The organism is Mesobacillus jeotgali, from assembly GCF_002874535.1.
Classification (GTDB): domain Bacteria; phylum Bacillota; class Bacilli; order Bacillales; family Cytobacillaceae; genus Mesobacillus; species Mesobacillus jeotgali.
On the sequence record NZ_CP025025.1, the window covers coordinates 271,032 to 292,637 of the forward strand.

Annotated in this window: 25 protein-coding genes; 20 read left to right on the plus strand and 5 right to left on the minus strand. The window is 40.4% G+C overall.

Going from position 1 to position 21,606, the window contains the following annotated elements; translation table 11 throughout:
- The first annotated feature begins 107 nt into the window (after positions 1-107).
- The 8 genes from CD004_RS01330 (at position 108) to CD004_RS01365 (ending at position 5,721) form a co-directional block, all read left to right on the plus strand.
- Positions 108-635, plus strand: coding sequence for a YceI family protein (locus CD004_RS01330; RefSeq protein WP_102261114.1), 528 nt, complete (start codon positions 108-110; stop codon positions 633-635).
- Between the two features lie 73 nt (positions 636-708).
- On the plus strand, positions 709-1,143 hold the full coding sequence (locus CD004_RS01335) for a MarR family winged helix-turn-helix transcriptional regulator (RefSeq protein WP_102261115.1): 435 nt from the start codon (positions 709-711) through the stop codon (positions 1,141-1,143).
- A 59-nt stretch (positions 1,144-1,202) separates the two neighbouring features.
- Positions 1,203-1,601: a DoxX family protein gene (locus tag CD004_RS01340; RefSeq protein ID WP_102261116.1), complete on the plus strand. Its 399-nt coding sequence runs from the start codon at positions 1,203-1,205 to the stop codon at positions 1,599-1,601.
- 39 nt (positions 1,602-1,640) lie between these two features.
- Entirely contained in the window at positions 1,641-2,579 is a 939-nt protein-coding gene (locus tag CD004_RS01345; RefSeq protein ID WP_102261117.1) for a ring-cleaving dioxygenase, read from the plus strand.
- A gap of 24 nt (positions 2,580-2,603) precedes the next feature.
- Positions 2,604-3,212, plus strand: a complete 609-nt coding sequence (locus tag CD004_RS01350) for a flavin reductase family protein (protein ID WP_102261118.1) — start codon at positions 2,604-2,606, stop codon at positions 3,210-3,212.
- Between the two features lie 29 nt (positions 3,213-3,241).
- A complete protein-coding gene (locus CD004_RS01355) occupies positions 3,242-4,189 on the plus strand; it encodes a ring-cleaving dioxygenase (protein WP_102261119.1) in 948 nt (315 codons plus the stop codon).
- Positions 4,186-4,791: an alpha/beta hydrolase gene (locus CD004_RS01360; RefSeq protein ID WP_102261120.1), complete on the plus strand. Its 606-nt coding sequence runs from the start codon at positions 4,186-4,188 to the stop codon at positions 4,789-4,791. The genes CD004_RS01355 and CD004_RS01360 overlap by 4 nt, the downstream gene beginning before the upstream one ends.
- 207 nt (positions 4,792-4,998) lie before the next feature.
- Positions 4,999-5,721, plus strand: a complete 723-nt coding sequence (locus CD004_RS01365; protein ID WP_102261121.1) for an MOSC domain-containing protein — start codon at positions 4,999-5,001, stop codon at positions 5,719-5,721.
- A gap of 187 nt (positions 5,722-5,908) precedes the next feature.
- On the opposite strand, the gene CD004_RS01370 is transcribed toward CD004_RS01365, so the two are convergent.
- On the minus strand, positions 5,909-7,261 hold the full coding sequence (locus CD004_RS01370) for a uracil-xanthine permease family protein (protein ID WP_102261122.1): 1,353 nt from the start codon (positions 7,259-7,261) through the stop codon (positions 5,909-5,911).
- Positions 7,262-7,451: 190 nt separating this feature from the next.
- Between CD004_RS01370 and CD004_RS01375 the strand changes: the two genes are divergently transcribed.
- Positions 7,452-8,426: an aromatic ring-hydroxylating dioxygenase subunit alpha gene (locus CD004_RS01375; RefSeq protein ID WP_102261123.1), complete on the plus strand. Its 975-nt coding sequence runs from the start codon at positions 7,452-7,454 to the stop codon at positions 8,424-8,426.
- 577 nt (positions 8,427-9,003) lie between these two features.
- Here the strand turns inward: CD004_RS01375 and CD004_RS01380 are convergent.
- Together CD004_RS01380 and CD004_RS01385 are read right to left on the minus strand one after the other, a co-directional pair.
- Positions 9,004-9,573: a DUF2812 domain-containing protein gene (locus CD004_RS01380; RefSeq protein WP_102261124.1), complete on the minus strand. Its 570-nt coding sequence runs from the start codon at positions 9,571-9,573 to the stop codon at positions 9,004-9,006.
- A complete protein-coding gene (locus CD004_RS01385) occupies positions 9,560-9,877 on the minus strand; it encodes a PadR family transcriptional regulator (protein WP_102261125.1) in 318 nt (105 codons plus the stop codon). The genes CD004_RS01380 and CD004_RS01385 overlap by 14 nt, the downstream gene beginning before the upstream one ends.
- Before the next feature lie 232 nt (positions 9,878-10,109).
- Between CD004_RS01385 and CD004_RS01390 the strand changes: the two genes are divergently transcribed.
- The 10 genes from CD004_RS01390 to CD004_RS01440 all read left to right on the plus strand — a co-directional run bounded on the left by CD004_RS01390 (position 10,110) and on the right by CD004_RS01440 (position 18,232).
- Positions 10,110-10,547 carry an acyl-CoA thioesterase gene (locus CD004_RS01390; RefSeq protein ID WP_218973332.1) on the plus strand — a complete coding sequence of 146 codons (438 nt, stop codon included), beginning with the start codon at positions 10,110-10,112 and terminating at the stop codon, positions 10,545-10,547.
- Positions 10,548-10,602: 55 nt separating this feature from the next.
- Positions 10,603-11,385 (plus strand): nitroreductase family protein, encoded by a 783-nt coding sequence (locus tag CD004_RS01395; RefSeq protein WP_233434920.1) that lies wholly within the window; start codon positions 10,603-10,605, stop codon positions 11,383-11,385.
- 74 nt (positions 11,386-11,459) lie between these two features.
- Entirely contained in the window at positions 11,460-11,942 is a 483-nt protein-coding gene (locus tag CD004_RS01400) for an AraC family transcriptional regulator (RefSeq protein ID WP_102261127.1), read from the plus strand.
- A 126-nt stretch (positions 11,943-12,068) separates the two neighbouring features.
- Positions 12,069-12,551 carry an NUDIX hydrolase gene (locus CD004_RS01405; RefSeq protein ID WP_102261128.1) on the plus strand — a complete coding sequence of 161 codons (483 nt, stop codon included), beginning with the start codon at positions 12,069-12,071 and terminating at the stop codon, positions 12,549-12,551.
- A gap of 311 nt (positions 12,552-12,862) precedes the next feature.
- On the plus strand, positions 12,863-13,300 hold the full coding sequence (locus tag CD004_RS01410) for a GNAT family N-acetyltransferase (protein ID WP_233434921.1): 438 nt from the start codon (positions 12,863-12,865) through the stop codon (positions 13,298-13,300).
- Positions 13,301-13,403: 103 nt separating this feature from the next.
- Entirely contained in the window at positions 13,404-13,961 is a 558-nt protein-coding gene (locus tag CD004_RS01415) for a thioredoxin family protein (RefSeq protein WP_102261129.1), read from the plus strand.
- A 569-nt stretch (positions 13,962-14,530) separates the two neighbouring features.
- The gene (locus CD004_RS01425) at positions 14,531-15,823 is read left to right on the plus strand and encodes a hypothetical protein (RefSeq protein WP_102261131.1); all 1,293 of its coding nucleotides are present in this window, start codon (positions 14,531-14,533) and stop codon (positions 15,821-15,823) included.
- Between the two features lie 9 nt (positions 15,824-15,832).
- Positions 15,833-16,624: a hypothetical protein gene (locus tag CD004_RS01430; protein WP_102261132.1), complete on the plus strand. Its 792-nt coding sequence runs from the start codon at positions 15,833-15,835 to the stop codon at positions 16,622-16,624.
- The gene (locus tag CD004_RS01435) at positions 16,614-17,147 is read left to right on the plus strand and encodes a DUF5381 family protein (protein WP_102261133.1); all 534 of its coding nucleotides are present in this window, start codon (positions 16,614-16,616) and stop codon (positions 17,145-17,147) included. The genes CD004_RS01430 and CD004_RS01435 overlap by 11 nt, the downstream gene beginning before the upstream one ends.
- A gap of 422 nt (positions 17,148-17,569) precedes the next feature.
- Positions 17,570-18,232 carry a hypothetical protein gene (locus CD004_RS01440; RefSeq protein ID WP_102261134.1) on the plus strand — a complete coding sequence of 221 codons (663 nt, stop codon included), beginning with the start codon at positions 17,570-17,572 and terminating at the stop codon, positions 18,230-18,232.
- Positions 18,233-18,613: 381 nt separating this feature from the next.
- Here CD004_RS01440 and CD004_RS01445 read toward each other — a convergent pair whose 3' ends face one another.
- A complete protein-coding gene (locus tag CD004_RS01445) occupies positions 18,614-19,039 on the minus strand; it encodes a VOC family protein (RefSeq protein WP_102261135.1) in 426 nt (141 codons plus the stop codon).
- A 94-nt stretch (positions 19,040-19,133) separates the two neighbouring features.
- On the opposite strand from CD004_RS01445, the gene CD004_RS01450 reads away from it, so the two are divergent.
- Entirely contained in the window at positions 19,134-19,781 is a 648-nt protein-coding gene (locus tag CD004_RS01450; RefSeq protein WP_102261136.1) for an RNA polymerase sigma factor, read from the plus strand.
- Between the two features lie 479 nt (positions 19,782-20,260).
- On the opposite strand, the gene CD004_RS01460 is transcribed toward CD004_RS01450, so the two are convergent.
- Entirely contained in the window at positions 20,261-21,541 is a 1,281-nt protein-coding gene (locus tag CD004_RS01460; protein ID WP_102261137.1) for an MFS transporter, read from the minus strand.
- Positions 21,542-21,606 lie beyond the last annotated feature (65 nt).

Below are 21,606 nucleotides of genomic sequence, written 5' to 3' on the forward strand. Positions count from 1 at the left end.
AATGGATTTCATGTTAAATTTATCTCGAATTAAAAATAAATGAATTAAAGATAAATTTTTTTAAATAAATATCTCGAAATCGAGATAAAAACAGGAGGAATTTTAAAATGGCAAAATGGACAGTGGACCAAAACCACTCAGCAATCGGATTTGAAGTAAAACACATGATGGTATCAAAGGTGAAAGGGGGATTTGAATCTTACACTGCTGATGTTGAAGCAGCTGATCTAACAGATCTAACAACAGCTTCAATCGCTTTCAAGATTGATGTGGCTAGCATCGACACACGCAATGAAGACCGCGATAATCACTTGAAATCAGCAGACTTTTTCGATGTGGAGAATAACCCGACAATCGCTTTCAAATCCACAAACATCACGAAAGACGGTGATGACTACAAAGTAACTGGCGATTTAACAATCAAGGATGTAACAAAACCAGTAACTTTTGATGTTGAGTTTGGCGGTAAAGGCACGAACCCATGGGGTGTAGAAGTTTACGGTTTCGAAGCGGAAACAAAAATCAACCGTGAAGAATTCAATCTTACTTGGAATGCAGCATTAGAAACAGGCGGCGTCCTAGTAGGGAAAGACATCAAAATCAAAGTGGAATTAGAAGTGAACCCAGCAGCATAAATCGGTTCAACCCTTAGTGGTTTTGCTGGATTCGTATGGAATCCAGCACGACCGATTGGTAAGGAGAATGGAAATGGAACTGCCAAAAATTGAGTTGAAAGCTGTTACCGTCATCATTCGTGCAGCCCAGGCTATTCAAGAAGTGATTCGAAAAGATGCAGCGAAGTTTGGATTGAATCCAACGGAATTCTCTGTGTTGGAGCTTTTGTACCATAGAGGGGAACAGCCTATTCAGGTAATTGGAAAAAAGGTTCTTATATCAAGCGGCAGTATTACTTATGTGGTCGATAAGCTTGAGCAAAAAAACTATGTGAAACGCAGGGGATGCCCGGAGGACAGGCGCGTAACCTATGCGGTTATAACGACTGAGGGGAAAGCATTGATGGATGATATTTTCCCGCAGCATGAATTTGAAATGAGCAAGGTTTTCGATGGCTTGAATGCCGACGAGGTCAATCAGACCATTTCTCTATTAAAAAGAATCGGTTACCGGGCGAAAAACTGTTAAAATAAAGTTTTTTAATTTTAATATCTCGAATTCGAGATAAATTCAGGAGGAAAATTATAATGATGGATTTAGGTTTGTTAATCATAAGATTGGTGATTGGTATTTTGTTTATTGGACATGGTGCACAAAAGCTGTTTGGCTGGTTTGGAGGGTATGGCTTAAAGGGAACGGGTGGCTGGTTTGACTCGATTGGCATGAAGCCAGGTGTGACGATGGCGCTTTTGGCAGGATTAGCAGAATTGCTCGGGGGAATATTATTAGCTGTAGGACTGTTAACCCCACTTGCAGCCCTGATGATTGCAGGAACTATGCTGATGGCGATTATTAAGGTCCATGCACCAAATGGTTTGTGGTCCACTTCGAATGGCTATGAATATAACTTGACGTTGATGGCTGTAGCTATTGGATTAGCGCTGATTGGTCCTGGTAAATACGCTATAGATGCGATGTTATTCTAATTTATCTTGAAATCAAGATTTTGAATAGGAGCGAAAATAATGAGTAAAAAGACAATGGGAATTCACCATATTACCGCAATTGTTGGCTATCCTCAGGAAAACGTCGATTTCTACGCTGGTGTATTGGGTTTGCGTATGGTAAAGCAAACGGTTAACTTTGATGATCCCCAAACCTACCATCTTTATTTCGGGAACGAGGGCGGAAAGCCGGGAACGATCATTACTTTCTTTCCATGGGCAGGAGCAAGCCAGGGAGTCGTTGGTGACGGCCAGGTAGGAGTGACATCCTATGTAGTGCCAAAGGGTGCGATGGATTTTTGGAAAAAGCGTCTGGAAAAATTCAATGTATCTTTTACAACGATGGAACGTTTTGGGGAACAATATTTAGAATTTGATGATCCTCATGGACTTCATCTGGAGATTGTTGAAAGAGAAGAAGGCGAAACCAATGATTGGAGCTTTGGTGAGGTAACACCTGATGTTGCGATTAAAGGATTCGGGGGAGCAACTCTATTATCCACCAAGCCGGAAAAAACGGCTGAACTGCTGGAAAAAGTAATGGGCCTTGAGCTTGTAAGCAAAGAAGGAGATTTCATCCGCTTCCGTTCTTCAGCAGATATCGGAAATGTTATTGACCTGAAGTTGACCACAATTGGACGCGGTGTGATGGGTGTTGGAACGGTTCATCACATTGCTTGGAGAGCTGTCGATGACGAGGACCAACTCGATTGGCAGAAATACGTGGCAGGCAATGGATATGGTGTCACTCCTGTACAGGACAGAAATTACTTCAACGCGATTTATTTCAGAGAGCATGGAGAAATCCTGTTTGAAATTGCGACCGATCCTCCGGGATTTGCGCATGATGAATCTCAGGAAACAATGGGTGAAAAATTAATGCTGCCTGAGCAATACGAACAGTATCGCGGCCAGATTGAGAGAGGACTAATCCCGATTGAAGTTAGAAAGTTGGATTGAATCTAATCAGAAAGGATGATGGCTATGCTTTCGATTGACCCTGCCAGTCTTTCCGAGAGGGACAACTATAAATTCCTGATTGGTAGCATCATTCCCAGGCCGATTGCCTTCGTCACGACCATTTCGAAGGATGGTATAGTGAATGGAGCGCCATTTAGCTACTTTAATATTGTTTCATCCAATCCGCCGATGGTCTCCTTATCCATTCAGCGGTCAGGCGGTAACCAGAAGGATACAGCAAGGAACATCCTTGAATCAGGAGAGTTTGTCGTCCATATCGTTGACGAGCACAATGATGAAAAAATAAACCAGACTGCCGCCAGCCTTGCTCCTGACCAGAGCGAGGTGGAGTTGGCCAAGTTAACTTTGATTGACAGCGTGAAACTTTCTGTACCTGGTGTGAAGGAAGCGAAAATCAGGATGGAATGTGTGCTGGAGCAGGCGCTGGAATTAGGCGGCGGAGAGATGCCGGGCTGTGATTTCATCATCGGTAAAATCATTCAGTTCCATATAGAGGAAGGCATTTATGAGAATGGAAGGATTGATCCGGTAGGACTGGCTGCTGTAAGCAGACTGGCTGGAAACAATTACGCGAAAATCGGAGAGATTTTTGAAATCGAAAGGCCGAAATAGATTACCATCGAAGAAAGGGTGAAGGATGAATGCAGGAGACTTCTGGTATCCACCATATTACGGCAATGGTAAACGATGCGCAAAGGAATATTGATTTTTATGCAGGCGTACTTGGGTTAAGACTTGTGAAGAAAACAATCAACTATGACCGCCCTGAAGTGTACCATCTTTATTTTGGCAACGAATCCGGGGATCCAGGAACAGCCATCACCTTTTTTCCATGGGCTAACCAGCTGAAAGGCCGAATTGGCACGGGACAGGTCGGGGTGACCAGCTATGTTATTCCTGAGGGAACCCTTCCTTTTTGGAAAGAACGGTTGAATCGGTTTGGTGTAAGGTTCATCCAGAATGTCCGATATGGCGAAAGCTATTTGCAGTTCCAGGACCCGGACGGACTTGAAATCGAGCTGGTCGAACGAAATGAAGGGCCAACCAATACCTGGAGCTTCGGAGGAGTTACTCCTGATGTCGCGATAAAAGGGTTTGGCGGGGCTACATTGATTTCGGCACAGCCTCATAAAACGGCAGAGGTCCTGGAGGATATCCTCGGATTAGAGAACATTGGCCAGGAAGAAAGCTTCCTTAGATTCAAATCTGCAGCTGAGATTGGCAATACCATCGATATCAAGCTCACTCCATCCGTCCGTGGATTAATGGGAGCAGGAACCGTTCACCATATTGCATGGAGAGCGAAGGATGAAGAAGATCATAAAAGGTGGAGAGCACTTCTCCTGGAGAAAGGCTATTATCCAACTGAGATCCTCGACCGCAACTACTTCAAAGCACTTTATTTTCACGAAGGCGGTGGCATTCTGTTTGAAATATCGACCGATTCACCAGGTTTTGCAGTAGATGAACCAATTAGTGAACTCGGTGAAAAACTGATGCTGCCATCGTGGCTGGAGCCAAAACGTGAAGAATTAGAAGACCTGCTGCCAAAGGTAGAAGCTCGTATTTTGGAAGGAGATAAAGAATGAAACATATATTCAATAAGGGAAAAGTCCCGACAAAACCAACATTGTTATTGCTTCATGGCACAGGAGGCAATGAATTAGACCTGCTGCCTCTTGCCGGGATGATCGATGATGATGCATCTGTATTGAGTGTCCGCGGGAATGTATTGGAAAACAGAATGCCAAGATTTTTCCGCAGATTGGCAGAAGGTGTTTTCGATGAACAGGACCTTATTTTCCGAACGAAGGAATTGAATGAGTTCCTTGATGAAGCAGCAGAAAAGTATGGCTTTGACCGCGACAATGTGGTTGCCGTAGGCTATTCAAATGGAGCGAATATCGCAGCAAGCCTGCTTTTCCATTATCAAAACTCATTGAAGGGAGCAATCCTGCATCACCCAATGGTACCGAGAAGAGGCATTGACCTGCCAGAACTGACAGGAACACCGGTATTCATTGCCGCTGGAACAAACGACCCAATCTGCTCGCCACAGGAATCCGAAGAGCTAAAATCTTTACTGGAAAAAGCCAGTGCGGATGTAGAACTTCATTGGGAGAATAGAGGGCATCAGTTGACCCGCGAGGAAGTCGAAGCAGCGGCTAAGTGGTATCAGGGGAGATTTTAATAGTAAATAGAGGGAGAGGGCGGTTCCTGATAGGGACCGTCCTTCTTAATGGGGAAATAAAGAATCTTAGGTCCTTAGTGAATTATTAAAAAAAGATATGAGATAGCAGCACGGTCGGACTGTCCTTTTGTCTCGATTGAGGCTGTCAGGAGTTGTGATTTTATTAGCCGAGGGGATAAAATAGGGATAAAACTAGGAGGCAATGCAGTGCTAATTGGTCATATCAGAGAAATAGTTCGGCATCCTGTTAAATCCTTTTATGGAGAGAGCGTCGAGAAAACAAAGGTTATGGATTATGGAGTGTACGGAGACCGCAGTCATACGATCCATGACCAAACAAGGCCAGGGGAATTTTTAACGATTACGCAGTTCCCTGAGATGGCTCGATACAAGGCAAGGTTTATGGGACAAGAAGAGATGGAAGAGTACCCTAAAGTCGAAATCGTGACACCTGAGGGGAAAGTGCTTGATTGGGGCGATAAGGAATTGGAGAAAGAAATACAAGCAAAATCGGGAAGGGAAATATCTTTTGCTTCATACCGACCTTCATACGTCCCTCTAGGCGCAATTGAAGAAGAGCATATTCAACTGGTTACTGACGCTTCACTACAGGGTTTGGAACAGATTTGGGGCAAAGAGATTGATTATAGGCGTTTTCGCCCCAATTTACTCATTTCATTAAAAGATCACAAACCTTTTATCGAAGAAGAATGGTTTGGGAGACGACTGACAATTGGCAATGAAGTGGCACTGGAAGTGAAAAGGCATTGTGAAAGATGCATGATCATTACCGTTGATCCCGAAAATGCAAAAAGGGATTCATCATTGCTTAAAGCGGTTGCGGAAGAAAGAAATAATCATTTCGGCGTGTATGCTGCTGTCATAAAAACAGGTGAAATCAATGTTGGAGATGAAGTCCATCTTGAATAGTTGGATAGCAGGGACATGCATGGATTTTTCAAGAAAAGGATTCTTAAGCGGCCGTTTCCAGTGATACAGATGAAATGAAATTCATGACGAGCAATCCTGAAGGCAGGGAATAGTGAAGAATGGATGAATAAAAGAAGCACAGGATGCTGTTTTCAGCGTCCTTTGCTTCTTTTTGTCTCCTTAAGTATCAGACGTTATATGCTTCTTCTTTGTTTGTTTCTAATGCTTGTGTGGTTGGTTTTTCTGCTGGTATGACCAAATTCAGCAGCACGGCTGCCAGTGCACCGACAGTAATTCCAGAAGATAAGATATAGTTAGCCCAGTCCGGCATGCTGTATAGGACTTCTTTTGGCAAAAGGGTTGCTGCAATGGTTAACAGGATTGGAAGGCCGATGACCATCATGTTGCGGTCGTCAATATTGAGCGGCTGGATCACTTTCATGCCGTTTGTCACGATCGCCACACAGACGATACCGAAAATTCCGTTGATAACAGGCTCAGGTATGCAAGTGATAGCAGTGGAAAGCTTAGGAATAAGCCCCAAACATACGAGGATTACACCGCTCGCCATAATGGCCAATCTGCTGGCTACACCGGTGATTGCAAGCAATCCTGCGTTAGATGAGTAGCCTGTCATAGGAGTGCTTCCGAACAGTGCGCCGACAAAGCATCCAAGTCCTTCACCAACAGAAGCGCGGTTAAGGCGCTTTTCATCAAGCTCTTTTCCTGTAACCGTAGAAACGACGAACCATGTACCTGTTGTTTCAATCAAGATAATTAAGTAAACAAACACAATGGTAATAATGGCACTTACATCAAAAATAGGTTTTCCGAATGGAAATAGTGTTGGCAAGGAGAACCAGCTTGCACTTTTAACCGGCGAGAAGTCTACTCCGCCAAAGAAGCTTGCGGCAACTGTTCCGGCGATAATCGCAATAATGACGGAAACAAGACGGAAAAATGTTCCGAGCCCATGTCTTTTGCGGCCCAACAGCATACAAATTACCAGGACTCCTGCAGAGATTGCAGCAACAAGGATGTTTTCGCCGATATTGCCTGGAGAGTGGTAAATGTTATTTAGACCGATAGGCATTAACGCAATCCCGACAATGATGATCACTGTACCGCCTACAAGTGGAGGGATGATCTTCCGGACTGCTTTTGCGAACCACTTTAATGGGTAGCCTAGAAGAGCAATGATAATCGCGCCCGGTATCAGACTTCCGGCTATGGCGCCGAGGCCCAGCTTTCCTCCAATGGCCGCGATGGCTCCGATTGGAACATAAGACGGTCCTTGTACAACAGGCAGTTTAATTCCTGCGCCAGTTTGGATCAGTGTAGCAATCCCAGTGGCTAAGAAGCACATCTGAATGAAAAAAGAGGTGTTTTCGGTGCTTAATGCTAAAAGCCCAGCAATAATGATTGGTGCTATGTATAAATCCATTGCCAGTACATGCTGTAAGCCTAATACAAATGCTTTGCTGTAGCTGATCTTATCATCGACACCAATGATAATGTTATTATCCTGTTTCCTGTCCAATCGAGTCTTCCCCCTTGATTTAATTCGTGTTTTGTTACCTTTTCAACTGGATTATACAAAAATAAATAATAGTTGTATATAAAAAACGAATAATTTTATTTTAATATATTTTAATGTTCGTATTTTGGTTGACCGATGATTCAATTCCCATTACAATGAAGTCATAAAAATGGATACGGAGGAGAAGGAGATGCAGCAAGATCATGTATTGCGCAAAGACTGGATTGTTGCCTGCAGAGCTGAAGACTTAAAGGAAAAGCCTGTCCAGGTCATCATTATGGGGGAACGGTTAGCGATATTCAGGAATAGTGAAGGTGTACATGCATTCAAGGATTTATGCGTACATAGAGGAGCAGCTTTGTCTTTGGGAGAAGTGAAAAATGACTGTCTTGTATGCCCTTACCATGCCTGGGAATATAACCAGGACGGAGATTGTGTGAACATTCCGCAGCTTCCTGAAGGGCGTGCAATCCCTAAGAAGGCAAAAGCCATTTCCTATTCATGCATCGAGAAGTACGGATTTATTTGGGTGAATCTAGCCAATAATCTGCCAGAGTTTTTCAAATATGAAGAAATGGAAGGGGACAACTGGCATAATGTCATCTGGGGTCCGCAATCCGTTGAGGCAAAGCCGCCGCGCATCATTGAGAACTTCCTGGATGTAGGTCATCTGGCGGTGGTCCATGAGGGCTTCTTAGGAACTGATAGCCATCGAATCATCGAAGACTATGCAGTGAATCGGATCGATAATCGAATTTTTTCAGACGAAATACCAATCTATCAGCCAGATCCTGATGGGGCAGGAAAACCGAAATATGTCTATTATACCTATGAAATTGTTCGTCCTTTGACGGTTAAATTTACAAAGAGAGATCGTGAAAATAACACGGAAATGACAATTCTTTTAACAGTACGTCCTGAAAGTGAAAACACATCAGTGGCCTATGGAATTCTCTCCTTTAACTATGAGACAGGTCTTTCCGATACAGAAATCATCGAGTTTCAAAATGAGATTTTCGCACAGGATAAACCGGTAGTTGAGAACCAAAAGCCGGAAGAGCTTCCGCTTGATCTGCAAGTCGAGCTTTCGCTGGTATGTGACCGGATGAGCATTGCATACAGACAGTATTTAAAAGAGCTTGGGGTGAGCTTGGGTACGGCGTAAGAGGGTACTATAGAAATATTCGCAGGCTAGTTTAAAAGACAATGAAAATGGCGTGTAAACTGAAACAGTTTTAACACGCCATTTTTCTAGTTTATTGTATGATCGGTCCAAGATATGATCGTTTTTATTTTACATAAGCACCCTATATTTCAATAAGCGGTCCCCTGGTTATTCAAGAATACTTTTTTCTGCCACGCCCGGTCACGGATAAGGGAAGCAGCGGCTAGTTGATAAATAAGCGGAGAAATTCCCCTTAATTTCGAAAAAGCTTTAAAAATAGCTCAAATAGCCGGAGAAATTCCGACTATCGACTCAAAAAACAGGCAAATGGACAGTTTTGCACCATTTAATCGGAAATTCTCCGCTTATTTCCACCCAACCGAGCCATATTCTTCAGTCTAACCGGAGAATCTCCGGTTATTTTAAGTCTTGTTGGGAACTCAAATTTGCCTTCACTAACCTGCATCGTCTGTTCAATAAGAAAAGGAGGCGCTGCAGCTACCCCCTTTGTTAAATTTGCAATCAATAGTCAATAGTTTGAGTACTTTACTTCACAATACTTTTTTAACCCCTGGCATTACTTTTCTTTTAACATAGAATACTTTCGATAAGCTTTATAGTAACTGATACTATAAAAAGCAACTATAATGGCGGGAAACAACCTTAAAATGGCAAATGGAGTTTCAAATAAGAATGCTTTCCAAAATAATGAACCGTTCATACTCCAAAGACCTTCGGTTAAATATAATCCTGAATCTTTGTATATCGTATAAGATAAAAGCAAAAACACTATAGCTAAACTAGATGAATAACCCATCAATCTTTTATAATAATTTCTCCTCGATTGGCGATCCGAGAAGATTTCATTTTGTCCGTCATCTTCCTTTTGCCAATATTGAATTCCACCAAGCCAGGTACCTTTTATATATTTCCAACCGAAGTCCTCATATATCCCTTTATATTCATTAAGTTTTTCCTTTGATAAATATTCTTGATAATCCAGTCGCATCACATATCTCTTGTCAGTCTTTTCGAAGGTGTATATTCCTAATCCACTAATATTTGTGCAGCGATAGCCTTTTTGTAATTGCTCGTTCAGCCATTGCTCCTCTTTTTCAATATCAACAAACATCTTAAACTTCTTCATTGCCTTCACTTCCTTCGTACAGGGATAAAATATGCAGCAACCTGTCTTGTTCCATTTTTAAAATCGCATTTCCTTCCGCAGTGATCATATAAACTTTCCTCCGGCCTGACTCTCCAACAGATTCAATCCAACCGTGCTTATTCAAGTTTTCAATTGCACCGTATAATGTACCAGCTGCTAAAACAACAGTACCGTTACTAATCTTTTCGATCTTTTGCATGACGGCATAGCCGTGGAGCGGTTCACGCAGAGCCAATAAAATATAATGCATGGTTTCAGACAACGGTAATAATTTGTGTTTCATAACCTCAACCTCTATTCAGTTCGACTATATAGTTCAACTTAATAAAAATATAATACAGTTCAACTGAATAGTCAACATATTGTTAAAATAAATTAAAGAGCAAATACATTATGCACCTCAAAACTGAACGGTTTAAGAAATCTAGTAAAGGTATGTTCAAGAAGGATTTATTGCTCAAGGTGTTGAAGAATGTATTTATAAGAAATGAGTCTAAAGCATGGAGGCAGGAGGAATGATGGTGATGCAAATGAAACCGGAATATGAGGATTTTCCGTTAAAGGCATATGACAAGATCAGGTATGCAGATACGGATCGTCAGGGACATGTTAATAACGCACTGTTTTCAACCTTCCTGGAAACGGGAAGAACGGAGCTTCTCTATGCAAGGGAGCCGCTGCATGCTGAAAACGCCTCGTTTGTCATAGCAAGTCTAAAACTGGATTTACTTTCTGAAATACGATGGCCTGGGACAGTGGAAATCGGCAGTGCCATTACAAGAGTCGGAAACAGTTCCTTTTCTTTATTTCAAGGAATCTATCAAAATGGCAAGCTTGCTGCAGTGGCAGAAACCGTCATCGTGCAAATGGACGAGAACACTAGGAAGTCTGCGCCACTTTCCTCTGGAACAAAAGAGAGATTAAAGGAGTACTTAGTGGAACTAGAAAAATAGAAACGAAATCGAATTGCGGGGACGGGCGGAACCGTCCCGAAACTTGGGAGTGATTGTGTTGGAATTGAATGATGTGATCCACGGGCACCGATCGATTCGTGAATATGAAGATAAGGAAGTTAGTCAAGATCTGCTCGATAAAATCTTAGAAGCGGGTATTCGTGCCTCTTCAAGCGGAAATATGCAAACTTATTCGATCATTGTCACGAAAGACAAAGAACTAAAGAAAAAATTATACAATGCTCATATGGAGCAATCGATGGTGGTTGATGCGCCGATCCTTCTAACATTTTGTGCTGATTTTAATAGAATGAGGAAATGGCTTGAACTCAACGATGCACCTGTTCATTTTGATAATTACATGAGCTTTATGATCGGGGCCATTGATGCTGCTTTGGCGTCACAAAACTGCGCTTTAGCAGCTGAAAATGAGGGGCTGGGCATTTGCTATATGGGTTCTACGCTAGCCAATTGTGACCAAATTGGTGAACTGCTGAATTTACCGCCAAATGTCGTACCTGTTGTCGGCTATTCATTAGGGTATCCAGCAGAAAACCCTGCCCCGCGCGATCGGCTGCCATTGCAAGGACTTGTTCACTACGACCAGTATCAGGATTATTCGGATGAAGAGATTCAGGAAATTTATCAAGATCGAAACGAAAAAGGATGGAACCGCTACATGGCCGTCCCAAAACTTAAAGAAATGACAGAACAATTGGGATTAAAGAATCTTGCTCAGATATATACGATAGCCAAATATACAAAGGAATCGCACCAGGAATTTTCACAAACAGTGCTGAAGTACTTGGAGAGACAAAACTTCATGAATAATGAATAAGAATAAAATTGGAGGAAGGGGCAACAAAACCTCCCCTTGGCACGACCTAAACTTTTTAAAGAGGGATAGTAAAAATGAATATCTTAATTAAGAATTTACCTGAAACAGAGATAGCGTATATCAGACGAACGGGGAGTTATTTTGAGCCCCAAGAACATTGGGGGAAGCTGATCAATTGGGCAACTGGCAATGGACTATACCCGCCCCAGCAGTCTTTTATCGGTATATCCTTAGATAATCCGGCTGAAGTTGAAAGCAAGGATTGCCGTCACGATGCCTGCGTTACAATACCTGACGGATTTGAAAAAGAAAACCATAAAGATATGAAATTCAGGAAGTTGGAAGGCGGACAATATGCCCTGTATTCCTTTTATGAAAAACCTGAAAAGCTACATTCTGCTTATCAATACATGTTTGGCGAATGGCTGCCAAATAGTGATTATGCAGCCGATTACGAGAGGTATAACCTCGAATTCAACATGAATAACCCTTCGGAAGATCCTGAAGGGAAATGCAGAGTTGATTTATTTATTCCTGTTAAAAAGAGAAGATCTTAAGGCAAAGTGTCACCAATAGACGGTGACATTTTTGCTTTGTACGAACGGAAAGAAGGGGTAATCATTTCGTTAAGCGAATAGTAATTTTGAGAATCTCTTTAATGGTAAAAGTGAGGGTGGAACAAAATGATGATTAAGTTCTCCATAAATGATGATAGAAGCTTTCATTTAAGATCTGCAGCCATTATTCAACATAATGGCAGGGTTTTATTTCAAAGGCCGGTTGATAGTGAAAATTGGTTTTTACCAGGAGGAAGAGTTGAGCACTTTGAATCGACGGAAGAGACGTTAAAAAGAGAGTTAAAGGAAGAGTTTAACTTACAAGCAGACCACATGAAACTCTGCTGGGTAGTGGAGTATTTTTTAGAGGCAGAGAATAAAAAAATACAGGAATTAGGTATGCACTACCTTGTGGAAATTCCTGAACATCATACATTAAAAGACTATAAAGATGAGTTCAAAGGACTGGAAGACGAATATATTCACAGATGGATTGAGATCAATGAACTTGATCAGTACAAAATAGTACCCGAGTTTGTTGTTCCTCAGTTACAAAAGTTGGGGGATAGCAGCAATGTTGAGCATACAGTTTTAGCAGTAGTAAGATAGTGCGTTGATCCATGAGGGGTTATTAAGCTCTGTTATCATCCATTATTGATTTTCGTGTATTATAAGCGGAGAAATTCCGGCTATTGTATAGAGAGAACGCTTTTGAAGCAGAAATAAGCGGAGAAATTCCGGTTAACTAATAAAAATAAGGCAAAATCCAACGCTTTGGATTGAATAACCGGAAAAATGACCCTTATTTTAAGGAAACAAGGGTTGTTTGCAAATTTAAGCGGAATTTCTACGTCTATTTTCAAACACTGTGAAATCAACATACAGATATAACAGAGCCTTTTACTAAAGGGGGTTTAAATGTGAATTCTGCGGCAGAAATAATACAAGAATTAACGGATAAAGAACAATGGTTAGAAGCCTTTCCGGTTATGAATCAGCTGCGTACTGAGCTGACTCAAGTGACATACCTGGAGTTACTTGAAGAAATGAGGAAAGATGGGTATTCTTTATATGCTTTATATATAGATAATCGGATTGTATCCCTGGCTGGTCTAAGCTGGAGAGTTAACTTCTATAATAAACGTCACGTTTTTATCTATGATCTGGTAACAGATAATGCTCACCGTTCATCTGGGTATGGAGAGAAATTATTAAGTTATATACATAATTGGGCAAAAGAAAATGGAGCTGAATATGTGGCGTTAGAATCAGGCATTCAGCGAGACAAAGCTCACCGTTTTTATGAAGAGAAATTAGATTATGATAAATGGTGTTACTCATTTAGAAAACCATTATAGGCCTATGGCTGCGAATAGGGAAGAATTACATTATCATTAGATAATCTGGATGCCTGCGTTACATTACGAAACGGATATAACATAGAAATGAGGAAAAATCTTAATGAAAACAGAACAACAGTATTTTGAAGAGGGAAAATCAATCCAAACTTATATGGCTGAAATGGGCACGTTAAAAGAGGAAAGTTTTGCTGTTTATGAACAATTTCATCTCCCGGCAGATGGCTTTGCTGAGGAGTTAAAACAATATCAACTTCATTTCCTGACGATTACCGAAGATTGGTGTGGAGATGCCATGATGATCAATCCTGTTATTCGCAAATTAGCGGAGGCTGCGGATATAGAAATGCGCGTCGCATTACGGGATGCAGATACAGATTTGATTGATCGCCACTTAACTAACGGTGGACGCGCCATTCCAATGATTTTAATTTTTAATAATCAAGGAGATTTACTTGGTAAGTGGGGACCTCGGGCACCCAAAGCTCAGCAAATCGTTGATGAAGTTCGAGCTGCACTGCCACTAAAAGAAGATCCCTCATTTCCGGAAAAACAAAAAGAAGCCTTTGGCTCTTTAAGAAGAAGGTATACAGAGGATTCCGTTCTTTGGTCAGATGTTTATGATAGTTTTAAGGAGACATTATTAACTATTTTGAAGTGATTAAAGGGGAAATGTATCTTTATAATAATTCATTGAACCTAAGTGAAGGTGATTTTTATGATAACAAAAAGTAAATACCTATTGATTTTCTTTGTGTTGTTTATTATTTGCTTAATATCTTGGCAGGTGACAGGTTCTTTGGCGGAAAAGACGAGTGATATGGACATGATTACTTCATTTGCGATATTTAGCTTTCTAGGAACAGTGCTTTTTCTTCTGATTACTTTAGTTGTATTGTTGATAACAATTGTATCTAAGTATAAAAATAATAATCTTAATGTATAAAAAACTGATTATTGCTCTATGAAAGAACGGCGTGTCAAAACTGGTGTCAGTTTACACGCCATTTTTTTTGCTTTTTTTCTTCCCGGTTTCTATTGCCTGTTTTCCTGGTGGATTATTCAGGTTTAAAATATAGAGAAATTGGGTAATAGGACCTGGATAACATCTGGAAAAACACACCTTTACACCTATTTATAGGAAAATGTAGTGATTTAATTAAGATTACTTCTCATTTATAATTAATGTGAAGTGGAAAAGTACACCAATTTGTCAGGGAGTGATTATTTTTGAATTCTAAAATTGTTTTTAATCCTAAACAGGTAAACTCCTCCCTAACGGGTTTGAGTCAAAATATTTCCCGGCTGATCAGTGTTGAGAACGGTATTTCCAATGTGAAGTCCAGTGTGGATCCAAGAATCATAAACAGAAGAGGAATAGGCGGGAGTTTGTCCAGGGCAACAGCGTCCATCAATCGAATTGAACAAAAGATGGTTCAGCTGAAAACCTATACCGCCAATTCGATAAATCAGTATTCAATTGCAGAAAAGCGTGTCAATGGCCAGGCAGAGGAAGTCAAAGAAGCATTTGCATTAGCTCTTGATAAAATGCTGAACGATCGGTATGCGAGCGGATTATATGACAAATACCATTCTATAGCCGGACATCTGGAACATATACTGCATGGAGCCCAATATTCGGCAGGAGCAGGACTGATGCATCTGCTCGGGTTCAGGTTCACCGATGTCGATGATGTCCTTAAGAAGTTCCAAGTAGCTGAGTACATAAAGGCTGGGAAATTGAAAATCCCACTCGCAAGCATGATTCAGCGAGTCGAAAACTCCCGCCCGCTGAACTTCATGGCGAGGATGATGGTGAATCCATTATATTTGGTTTACAATCGAAAAATGCCGTTAGCGGAACTGCTTTATAAAAAGATGGCGAGTTATTATCCAAAGGATATGGTGAATCTTAGCAATAGCGTTTCTACATTAAAGCAAGCACTCAGGGATTCAAGCACTTTTAAAAGCGGATTCGAGGCTGTAAAAAGCCAGGCAGGCAGTATCCTGAAAAACAGCGGAAAGCTTATCAGATCCAATGCCCTACTGGCAACAGTCATCACAGCAGGTGTGGAGTCAGTAGGAGCAGGCATTAAAATCACCGAAAACTATGGCATGTACAGTGGCGAAAAATTAAAAGAGGAAAATGCTAAGGTGGTAGGAAGGGCTGTTGTCAAAACTGCTACAGTAACAGTTGGTTCCGTTGGTGGAGCGGTAATTGGCGGTATAATTGGAAGCTTGGGCGGTCCTTTAGGTACAGCAGCGGGCGCCACAGTTGGGGGCTATCTTGGCAGTATGCTTGGAGATAAAGTGGCCTCGATGACTTCTGCTTGGACCGATAAACAATCAGTGCGGTTTAAGGACACTATCCACAAAGGTACAGAGGCAGTTGCTTCAGGCGTCAGGAATGTCAAGGAGAGCTTCAACAATGCAAAAGAAGCCATTAGTGATGTTAAGTCACATGCAGCAAACCTGCTGGATAGTTCAAAATCCTTTTTCGGGAAACTATCATTTGGAAATTAGGAGGAGACTATGGATAAAATTTCGCTTTCGATTGAGGAATTAATCTATTGCTTTTACAGCGAAGGTTTTTTTGAACAGGGCAACGCATTGAAGCAAGTTTACTTCGGTGATCTGGATGATGAAAAAATGGACCTCTTGCTGCAAATCTCAACCCGTTCATTGTTGTCTAAAAGCTTAGTAAGCTATAAAAATCATAAGTTTACACTTGTAGAAGAACTGGCTGATATCATTGCTATCCTTAATTACTCAGACCAATCTATGAAAGTTTCCAGACATGATGGAGAGGGTGGAGAAGAAGCGGTATCCTACCATCTGAGAGGAGACCGTCTCATCCAGCACTCACTCTTTTATGATGAGCAAGTCCATGTGTTCTCGAGTGTGACACTTGATGAGGCAAGCGATCTGGTATCGGATTTTTATTATATACAAGGTGATAGAGAAACAGGAACAAATGGTTTTTCATTAAGCCAGCAAGAATTTGAATCCATGATCGATTCATTGGAGAACAATTCTGCATTATTTGAGCAGCAGAAATACGAAGGTTCAAAGAATGATTTCTACCAATCATTAAAAGAGTCGAACGGATTATTGAATACATTGCTCTTTTTCGAATTCAATGAAGCCAAAGAGCCCGAAGTCACAACTCTTGTCTTGTTTACGAATAATCCGGCAAACAATTGGATGATTGAAAAAAGGGAACAGGACTTTTATCTAATACCCTGCAACCGGGAAATGATCAAGATGCTTATTGAGGACAATATCGAGGTCAAAGTAAAGGAAACGGTGAGTGATGGAAAATAAAATCGAGCATAACACGGAAGAACATAATATTATCGTTTCCGAGGATAAAGTAGAGGTCGTTTATACAAACGTCGGGGCTGGTTGTATGCTTACTGGCATAGGCATGATGACGCTTGCTTCACTAGTGATTTTCTTTATCGTGCCAGACGTAAGTTTTGTAAAAGGATTTTTCGGGATCATCATTGGTATATTTGGATTGCTGGTATTTGGGTCGATGCTCATCAGGATGCTGACCATGCTGTTATCCGGCAGAGCGGTCATTACCGTACAGGATGGCTATGTAAAAGGCAGGAAAAAAAGTGTCCGGATCAGCGATATCAAGGATATTCAGTGGGGCGGCAGCGGTTTTAAATACATTGCGATTCGGACCATGAATAACAAAAAAATCAAACTCTCTACTTATAACCTAGTCAACGAACAAAAAGTACATAAAGTCCTTGATACATACGTTGTCCCAGAAGGTACTCCTGAATTGAAGGAGAACTGGGCGAAACGGTATGGCGGTAAGGGATATAAAGGTTGAATATTAAAAAGGACTTGTCACCATTCCTGTAGATGGAGTTGGGGACAAGTTCTTTTTATATATAGGGACAAATATTTGCAAGTATGATAAGTTATGACAAAAATTTTCAAGAAATACGTCGTATTATGTAACTAGTATTGCCGAATGATAAAGTAAACGGATTGACAATTGTAAGAATTCTATTAAACTAAAATTAGTTCTATCCGCAATTTTTTCTTGAGTTTTTCTTGTAACTTGCTGCTTCTAAATTCTTATTTGCAGTTTACAATCCTCCAGTTGATTTCATATTAATCCTCTTATTTTGTTATAACCTACCACTTATGAATTTCATAGTTTCTCAAAAATCTGTCTCAATTTCACTGAATGATCCATTGTTATAAACGTTTATGTTGTGAATATTCCTATAGTTAGGAGAGGGATGTATGGGATTTGAAGAAGAATACCAGGCCTTTTTGAATGCTCACTTACAGGCAAGAAGCGGTGAGCGGTTTCGGCGCTTACAAGAAGGTCATAATCAGGCTGAAATGTTGTTTTTGAAGCAAGTTTGGTGGCCTTTATTTTATCATTTTAAGTACCTTCACCCAGAATATGAAGTCGATGATTTCAAGGATGGTAAAAGGTTTTTGGATTTTGCTTATATTCGTCCCTCTATGCGAATTTGCTTTGAGATCGACGGGTATGGCCCTCACCTAAAGAACATAAGCAGATGGCAATTTTCCGACAACCTGGAACGTCAAAACCAGCTGGTGATTGACGGATGGACTGTGATTCGCTTCTCTTTTGACCAAGTGAAAGAGAAGCCTCGTAGATGCCAACAAGTTGTTCAGCAATTGATAGGCCGATGGCTGGGTGATGAATTGGACCAGACATCTCTGTCCTTGTTTGAAAAGGAAGTCCTTCGGCTAGTGATTCGAAAAGGAGAAGACATATCCCCAACAGAAGTCGAGAAGTATTTAAAGCTAAGCGACAAGACGGTAAAAAAAGTACTTTCTCAACTAGTCGAAAAAAAGATGCTAATCCCCGGATCTGGAACCAAAAGGATCCGCTCTTATCGGTTAGGGAATCAGGTTAAGGACCCGGTTTGATTAATAGTCGGAAGAATTCCGCTTAATTAGGAATTTTAATAAAAAATAGCTCAAATAGCCGGAGAAATTCCGCTTATTGACCCTAAAAACATAAAAAAGTGGTGTTTTGCTTTGCATAACCGGAAAATCTCCCCTTATTTACCTCGAATTTTTAGCTCCATTCTGTATTTAACCGGAAAATCTCCGCTTATTTTTCTTTTGCAGGATTCATCAATCAAAAAAAAGAAAGATGAGGGCCGAATCACAAATAGCGGTAAAGCAGAGAGTTGAAGTTGTGCTTTTAAAGAAGTGTACATGAATGTAAAATTTATCTTATTGAAAAGGAAAACAAAAAGAATTACCAATCTTATTTAAGTGGTAATTCTTTTTTAAAATTATTTATTAATTCTTTTTATCTCTTTCTTGCATTTTTCTAACATTATCTGAGTGGTAAGGAGAACCATAAACTTCATTAACCACACTAAATGGGTTACCGTCCAAGTCAAAGAAATCAAAAAATTTCATTCCGCCAAAATGATCAATCTCGGTAGTAACTACGCCATTTTTCTTAAAGTGTTGATGGACAGATTCAATATCATCCACAACAAAATTAAAATAAGAGTTCTTCTGGTCACCCTTGGTAATAAACTCAGTGGGCTGTGGGGAGTCCACTTTCACTAAAGCTAATTGTGTTGACCCAGTTGGTAAATAAAAGCCAGTACCATCTCCCCAACTATCTATTATCTTTGCACCAAGAAATTTTACATACCATTCTGTCGACTTTTCCATGTCTGTAACTGGGATAAATATACTACCTACCTTAAACATAACCATCCTCCTCAAATTAAATTCTACCTTAAAACGGTTATAATGGTGTAAAAGTTACACTTGCATCTAAATTTAAATAAGAAGGTTGTTAAAAATGGTTTTTAATGATTTAGAGCGTGAGATTAATAAATTATATAAATATTGCTTAAAGTTGTCAGGTTCACCTTGGACAGCCGAGGATCTAGTACAAGAAACGATGCTAAAGGTGTATAAAATTAAACATTCGGAACCGAATAGGGAGTTTACTTTCTCCTATTTATGTACTGTGGCTAAAAACAAGTTTATAGATGAGAAAAGGAAATATAAAGAAAGCATTCATTTTAATGAAGACTTTTTCGGAGAAGAGTACAATTCCATAGATTACTACGGCTTAATTGAAATCTTACTTACCACCTTACCTTTGAAACAGTCTATGCTCGTTGCCTTAAAGGATGTATTTGGATACACTTCAAAAGAAATAGCTATAATGTTAAGAGTAAGCAATGAGTCAATTAAAACAGCACTCCATCGTTCTAGGAAGAAACTAAAATTAAAAAATAATATTCTGGAAAAGGAAACTCTAACTCCTAATCACGAAATTATTCTAGCGCTCTCAAAAGCAATACGGGAATCTAAGCCAATGCAAATATTTTTTTATTATCGACTTTTAGAATCGCAAAACTTTCAAGTGAGAAGAAGTTCTGTACATTCTGTATTACATGTTATAGACCCGGATGGTAATATCCTAGAAATTATATCTTAGTAACATGGACACTCACTTCAGCCCAGCATGGTACTATTAGTGTATCAAGCAATAGAGATAGCAGAACGTATTAGGTAGGTAGTTGAAATGCATAAATTTCCAGATCGGCTGATTGCTTCATTTTCTAAAATGCGATTCAAGCATCGTCTATATGTCTCACATAAAAAAACAGCGAAGTCCGTGTGGGCTTCGCTGTTTCTGTTTTCATTAATCCGAATGAGACACAAGAAAATTAGAGGCGGGTATTCGTGCCTCATAAAGCGTGAATATGCAAACGTATTCGATTATCGCCATGAAGGACAGGGAACTTAACAAAAAATTATATACTGCTCATATGGAGCAATCGATGGTGGTTGATAGGCCTATTGATTTTAATAGAGGTTAGCACTGAACGATGCACCTGTATATTTTAATAATTACATGAGCTTTATTATTGGAGTCATTGTTGCTGCTTTTGTAGCTGAAAAGAATGTATCTCCTTATTTTAGACGGAGGGATTCTGGTTCTGCTGATTCAGGCTGACGCATCTCCTTAATCGTACTCACTCCAAACAAGCCAATTAGAGAAAAGATGACTGGAATGATGAAGCCATAAAAATAGCCTTCAGTCATACTGCCTGAAACAGACTGAAAATGATCCAATACTTTTCCGAAGAAACCTGGCAGTAAAACAGCACTTAGAAATCCGCCGGTATTCGCAAAACCAGATACTAAGCCAGATTCCCTAATAGGAAAGGATTGACGAACGACAGCAAAGGTTAAGGCGCTTGCTCCAAATCCAAAGCCGATGATAAAGAAAAGCATAACGAGCATGAAAAAAGGCGGATTGCCTTTGAATAAAAGGAATGCAGACCAGCATGTTAAAACAATAAAATGAACAGTGACATAAGGACGCTTGATTGTTTCAAGCTGACTTGAAATCCAACTGGTCAGTGGAGCTCCTATAAGTGCCCCTATAAGCCCAACCATTATTAGTTGACTGGCATCCGATCGAGTTAGATCATACATATTCATTCCATAGGGCACTGCCCATGAACTAATAAAGCCCACATAGCCGCCAACAACCCCAAAATGACAGAAGAATAAAGCCCATGCCTGCCGATTCAAAACGATTCTTTTCAGTAACACCGAAATGTTTTGATGTTGAATTTCATCTTTTACAGTTACCGATTCATTGTGAAAGAGTTGTCTTGGTTTCTTTACCAGAACAATATAAAGAAGAATTCCGGTTAAACATAACGCGATGCCCGCAGAAAAAAATGCAGCCCTCCAGCCAAGTAAGTCGATCCAAGTCGAGAAAGGAACTGTCGCCAGAAGGAATCCGAGGCTTCCCGTCATTCCCGCGAAACCAATTAATTTCACAAACTCCTTTACTTTAAACCACTGGCTTAAAATCAAAACCAAATTGACCCAAATGGTCGCATCTCCAATGCCCGTAAGTATCCTGGCAAAAAACAGGATAAACTCATGTGTCCCAAGACTATAAACGATCGTGCCTAACCCAGTAACGATGGCACCAATAATCAGAAAGAAATTGGGCCCAAACCGATCAGCTAAAATCCCCATAGGAATTTGCATACTCGTATAAACAAAGAATTGCATACTCGTCAGTAACCCAATCGTTGTTGCTGTTACATGAAAATCCTTCATCACCTGCTCGGTAATCAACCCTGGAGCTGTTCGCTGGCTTGACATTAATAAGTAAGTTAACAATACGGAAACAAATACAACCCACCGAAACCTGCTATTTTGTTGGTCCAATGATTTCTACTCCCGTTAGCTTTTAGACTATATATATGGAAATTCAGCAGCGTAATGATAACTAC

What these genes read in the sequence shown, in the direction of transcription:
- CD004_RS01330 (WP_102261114.1), top strand. Translation starts at nt 108, where the DNA reads ATGGCAAAATGGACAGTGGACCAAAACCACTCAGCAATCGGATTTGAA.
- CD004_RS01335 (WP_102261115.1), top strand. Translation starts at nt 709, where the DNA reads ATGGAACTGCCAAAAATTGAGTTGAAAGCTGTTACCGTCATCATTCGT.
- CD004_RS01340 (WP_102261116.1), top strand. Translation starts at nt 1,203, where the DNA reads ATGATGGATTTAGGTTTGTTAATCATAAGATTGGTGATTGGTATTTTG.
- CD004_RS01345 (WP_102261117.1), top strand. Translation starts at nt 1,641, where the DNA reads ATGAGTAAAAAGACAATGGGAATTCACCATATTACCGCAATTGTTGGC.
- CD004_RS01350 (WP_102261118.1), top strand. Translation starts at nt 2,604, where the DNA reads ATGCTTTCGATTGACCCTGCCAGTCTTTCCGAGAGGGACAACTATAAA.
- CD004_RS01355 (WP_102261119.1), top strand. Translation starts at nt 3,242, where the DNA reads ATGCAGGAGACTTCTGGTATCCACCATATTACGGCAATGGTAAACGAT.
- CD004_RS01360 (WP_102261120.1), top strand. Translation starts at nt 4,186, where the DNA reads ATGAAACATATATTCAATAAGGGAAAAGTCCCGACAAAACCAACATTG.
- CD004_RS01375 (WP_102261123.1), top strand. Translation starts at nt 7,452, where the DNA reads ATGCAGCAAGATCATGTATTGCGCAAAGACTGGATTGTTGCCTGCAGA.
- CD004_RS01380 (WP_102261124.1), bottom strand. Translation starts at nt 9,573, where the DNA reads ATGAAGAAGTTTAAGATGTTTGTTGATATTGAAAAAGAGGAGCAATGG.
- CD004_RS01385 (WP_102261125.1), bottom strand. Translation starts at nt 9,877, where the DNA reads ATGAAACACAAATTATTACCGTTGTCTGAAACCATGCATTATATTTTA.
- CD004_RS01390 (WP_218973332.1), top strand. Translation starts at nt 10,110, where the DNA reads ATGATGGTGATGCAAATGAAACCGGAATATGAGGATTTTCCGTTAAAG.
- CD004_RS01400 (WP_102261127.1), top strand. Translation starts at nt 11,460, where the DNA reads ATGAATATCTTAATTAAGAATTTACCTGAAACAGAGATAGCGTATATC.
- CD004_RS01405 (WP_102261128.1), top strand. Translation starts at nt 12,069, where the DNA reads ATGATGATTAAGTTCTCCATAAATGATGATAGAAGCTTTCATTTAAGA.
- CD004_RS01415 (WP_102261129.1), top strand. Translation starts at nt 13,404, where the DNA reads ATGAAAACAGAACAACAGTATTTTGAAGAGGGAAAATCAATCCAAACT.
- CD004_RS01430 (WP_102261132.1), top strand. Translation starts at nt 15,833, where the DNA reads ATGGATAAAATTTCGCTTTCGATTGAGGAATTAATCTATTGCTTTTAC.
- CD004_RS01435 (WP_102261133.1), top strand. Translation starts at nt 16,614, where the DNA reads ATGGAAAATAAAATCGAGCATAACACGGAAGAACATAATATTATCGTT.
- CD004_RS01440 (WP_102261134.1), top strand. Translation starts at nt 17,570, where the DNA reads ATGGGATTTGAAGAAGAATACCAGGCCTTTTTGAATGCTCACTTACAG.
- CD004_RS01445 (WP_102261135.1), bottom strand. Translation starts at nt 19,039, where the DNA reads ATGTTTAAGGTAGGTAGTATATTTATCCCAGTTACAGACATGGAAAAG.
- CD004_RS01450 (WP_102261136.1), top strand. Translation starts at nt 19,134, where the DNA reads ATGGTTTTTAATGATTTAGAGCGTGAGATTAATAAATTATATAAATAT.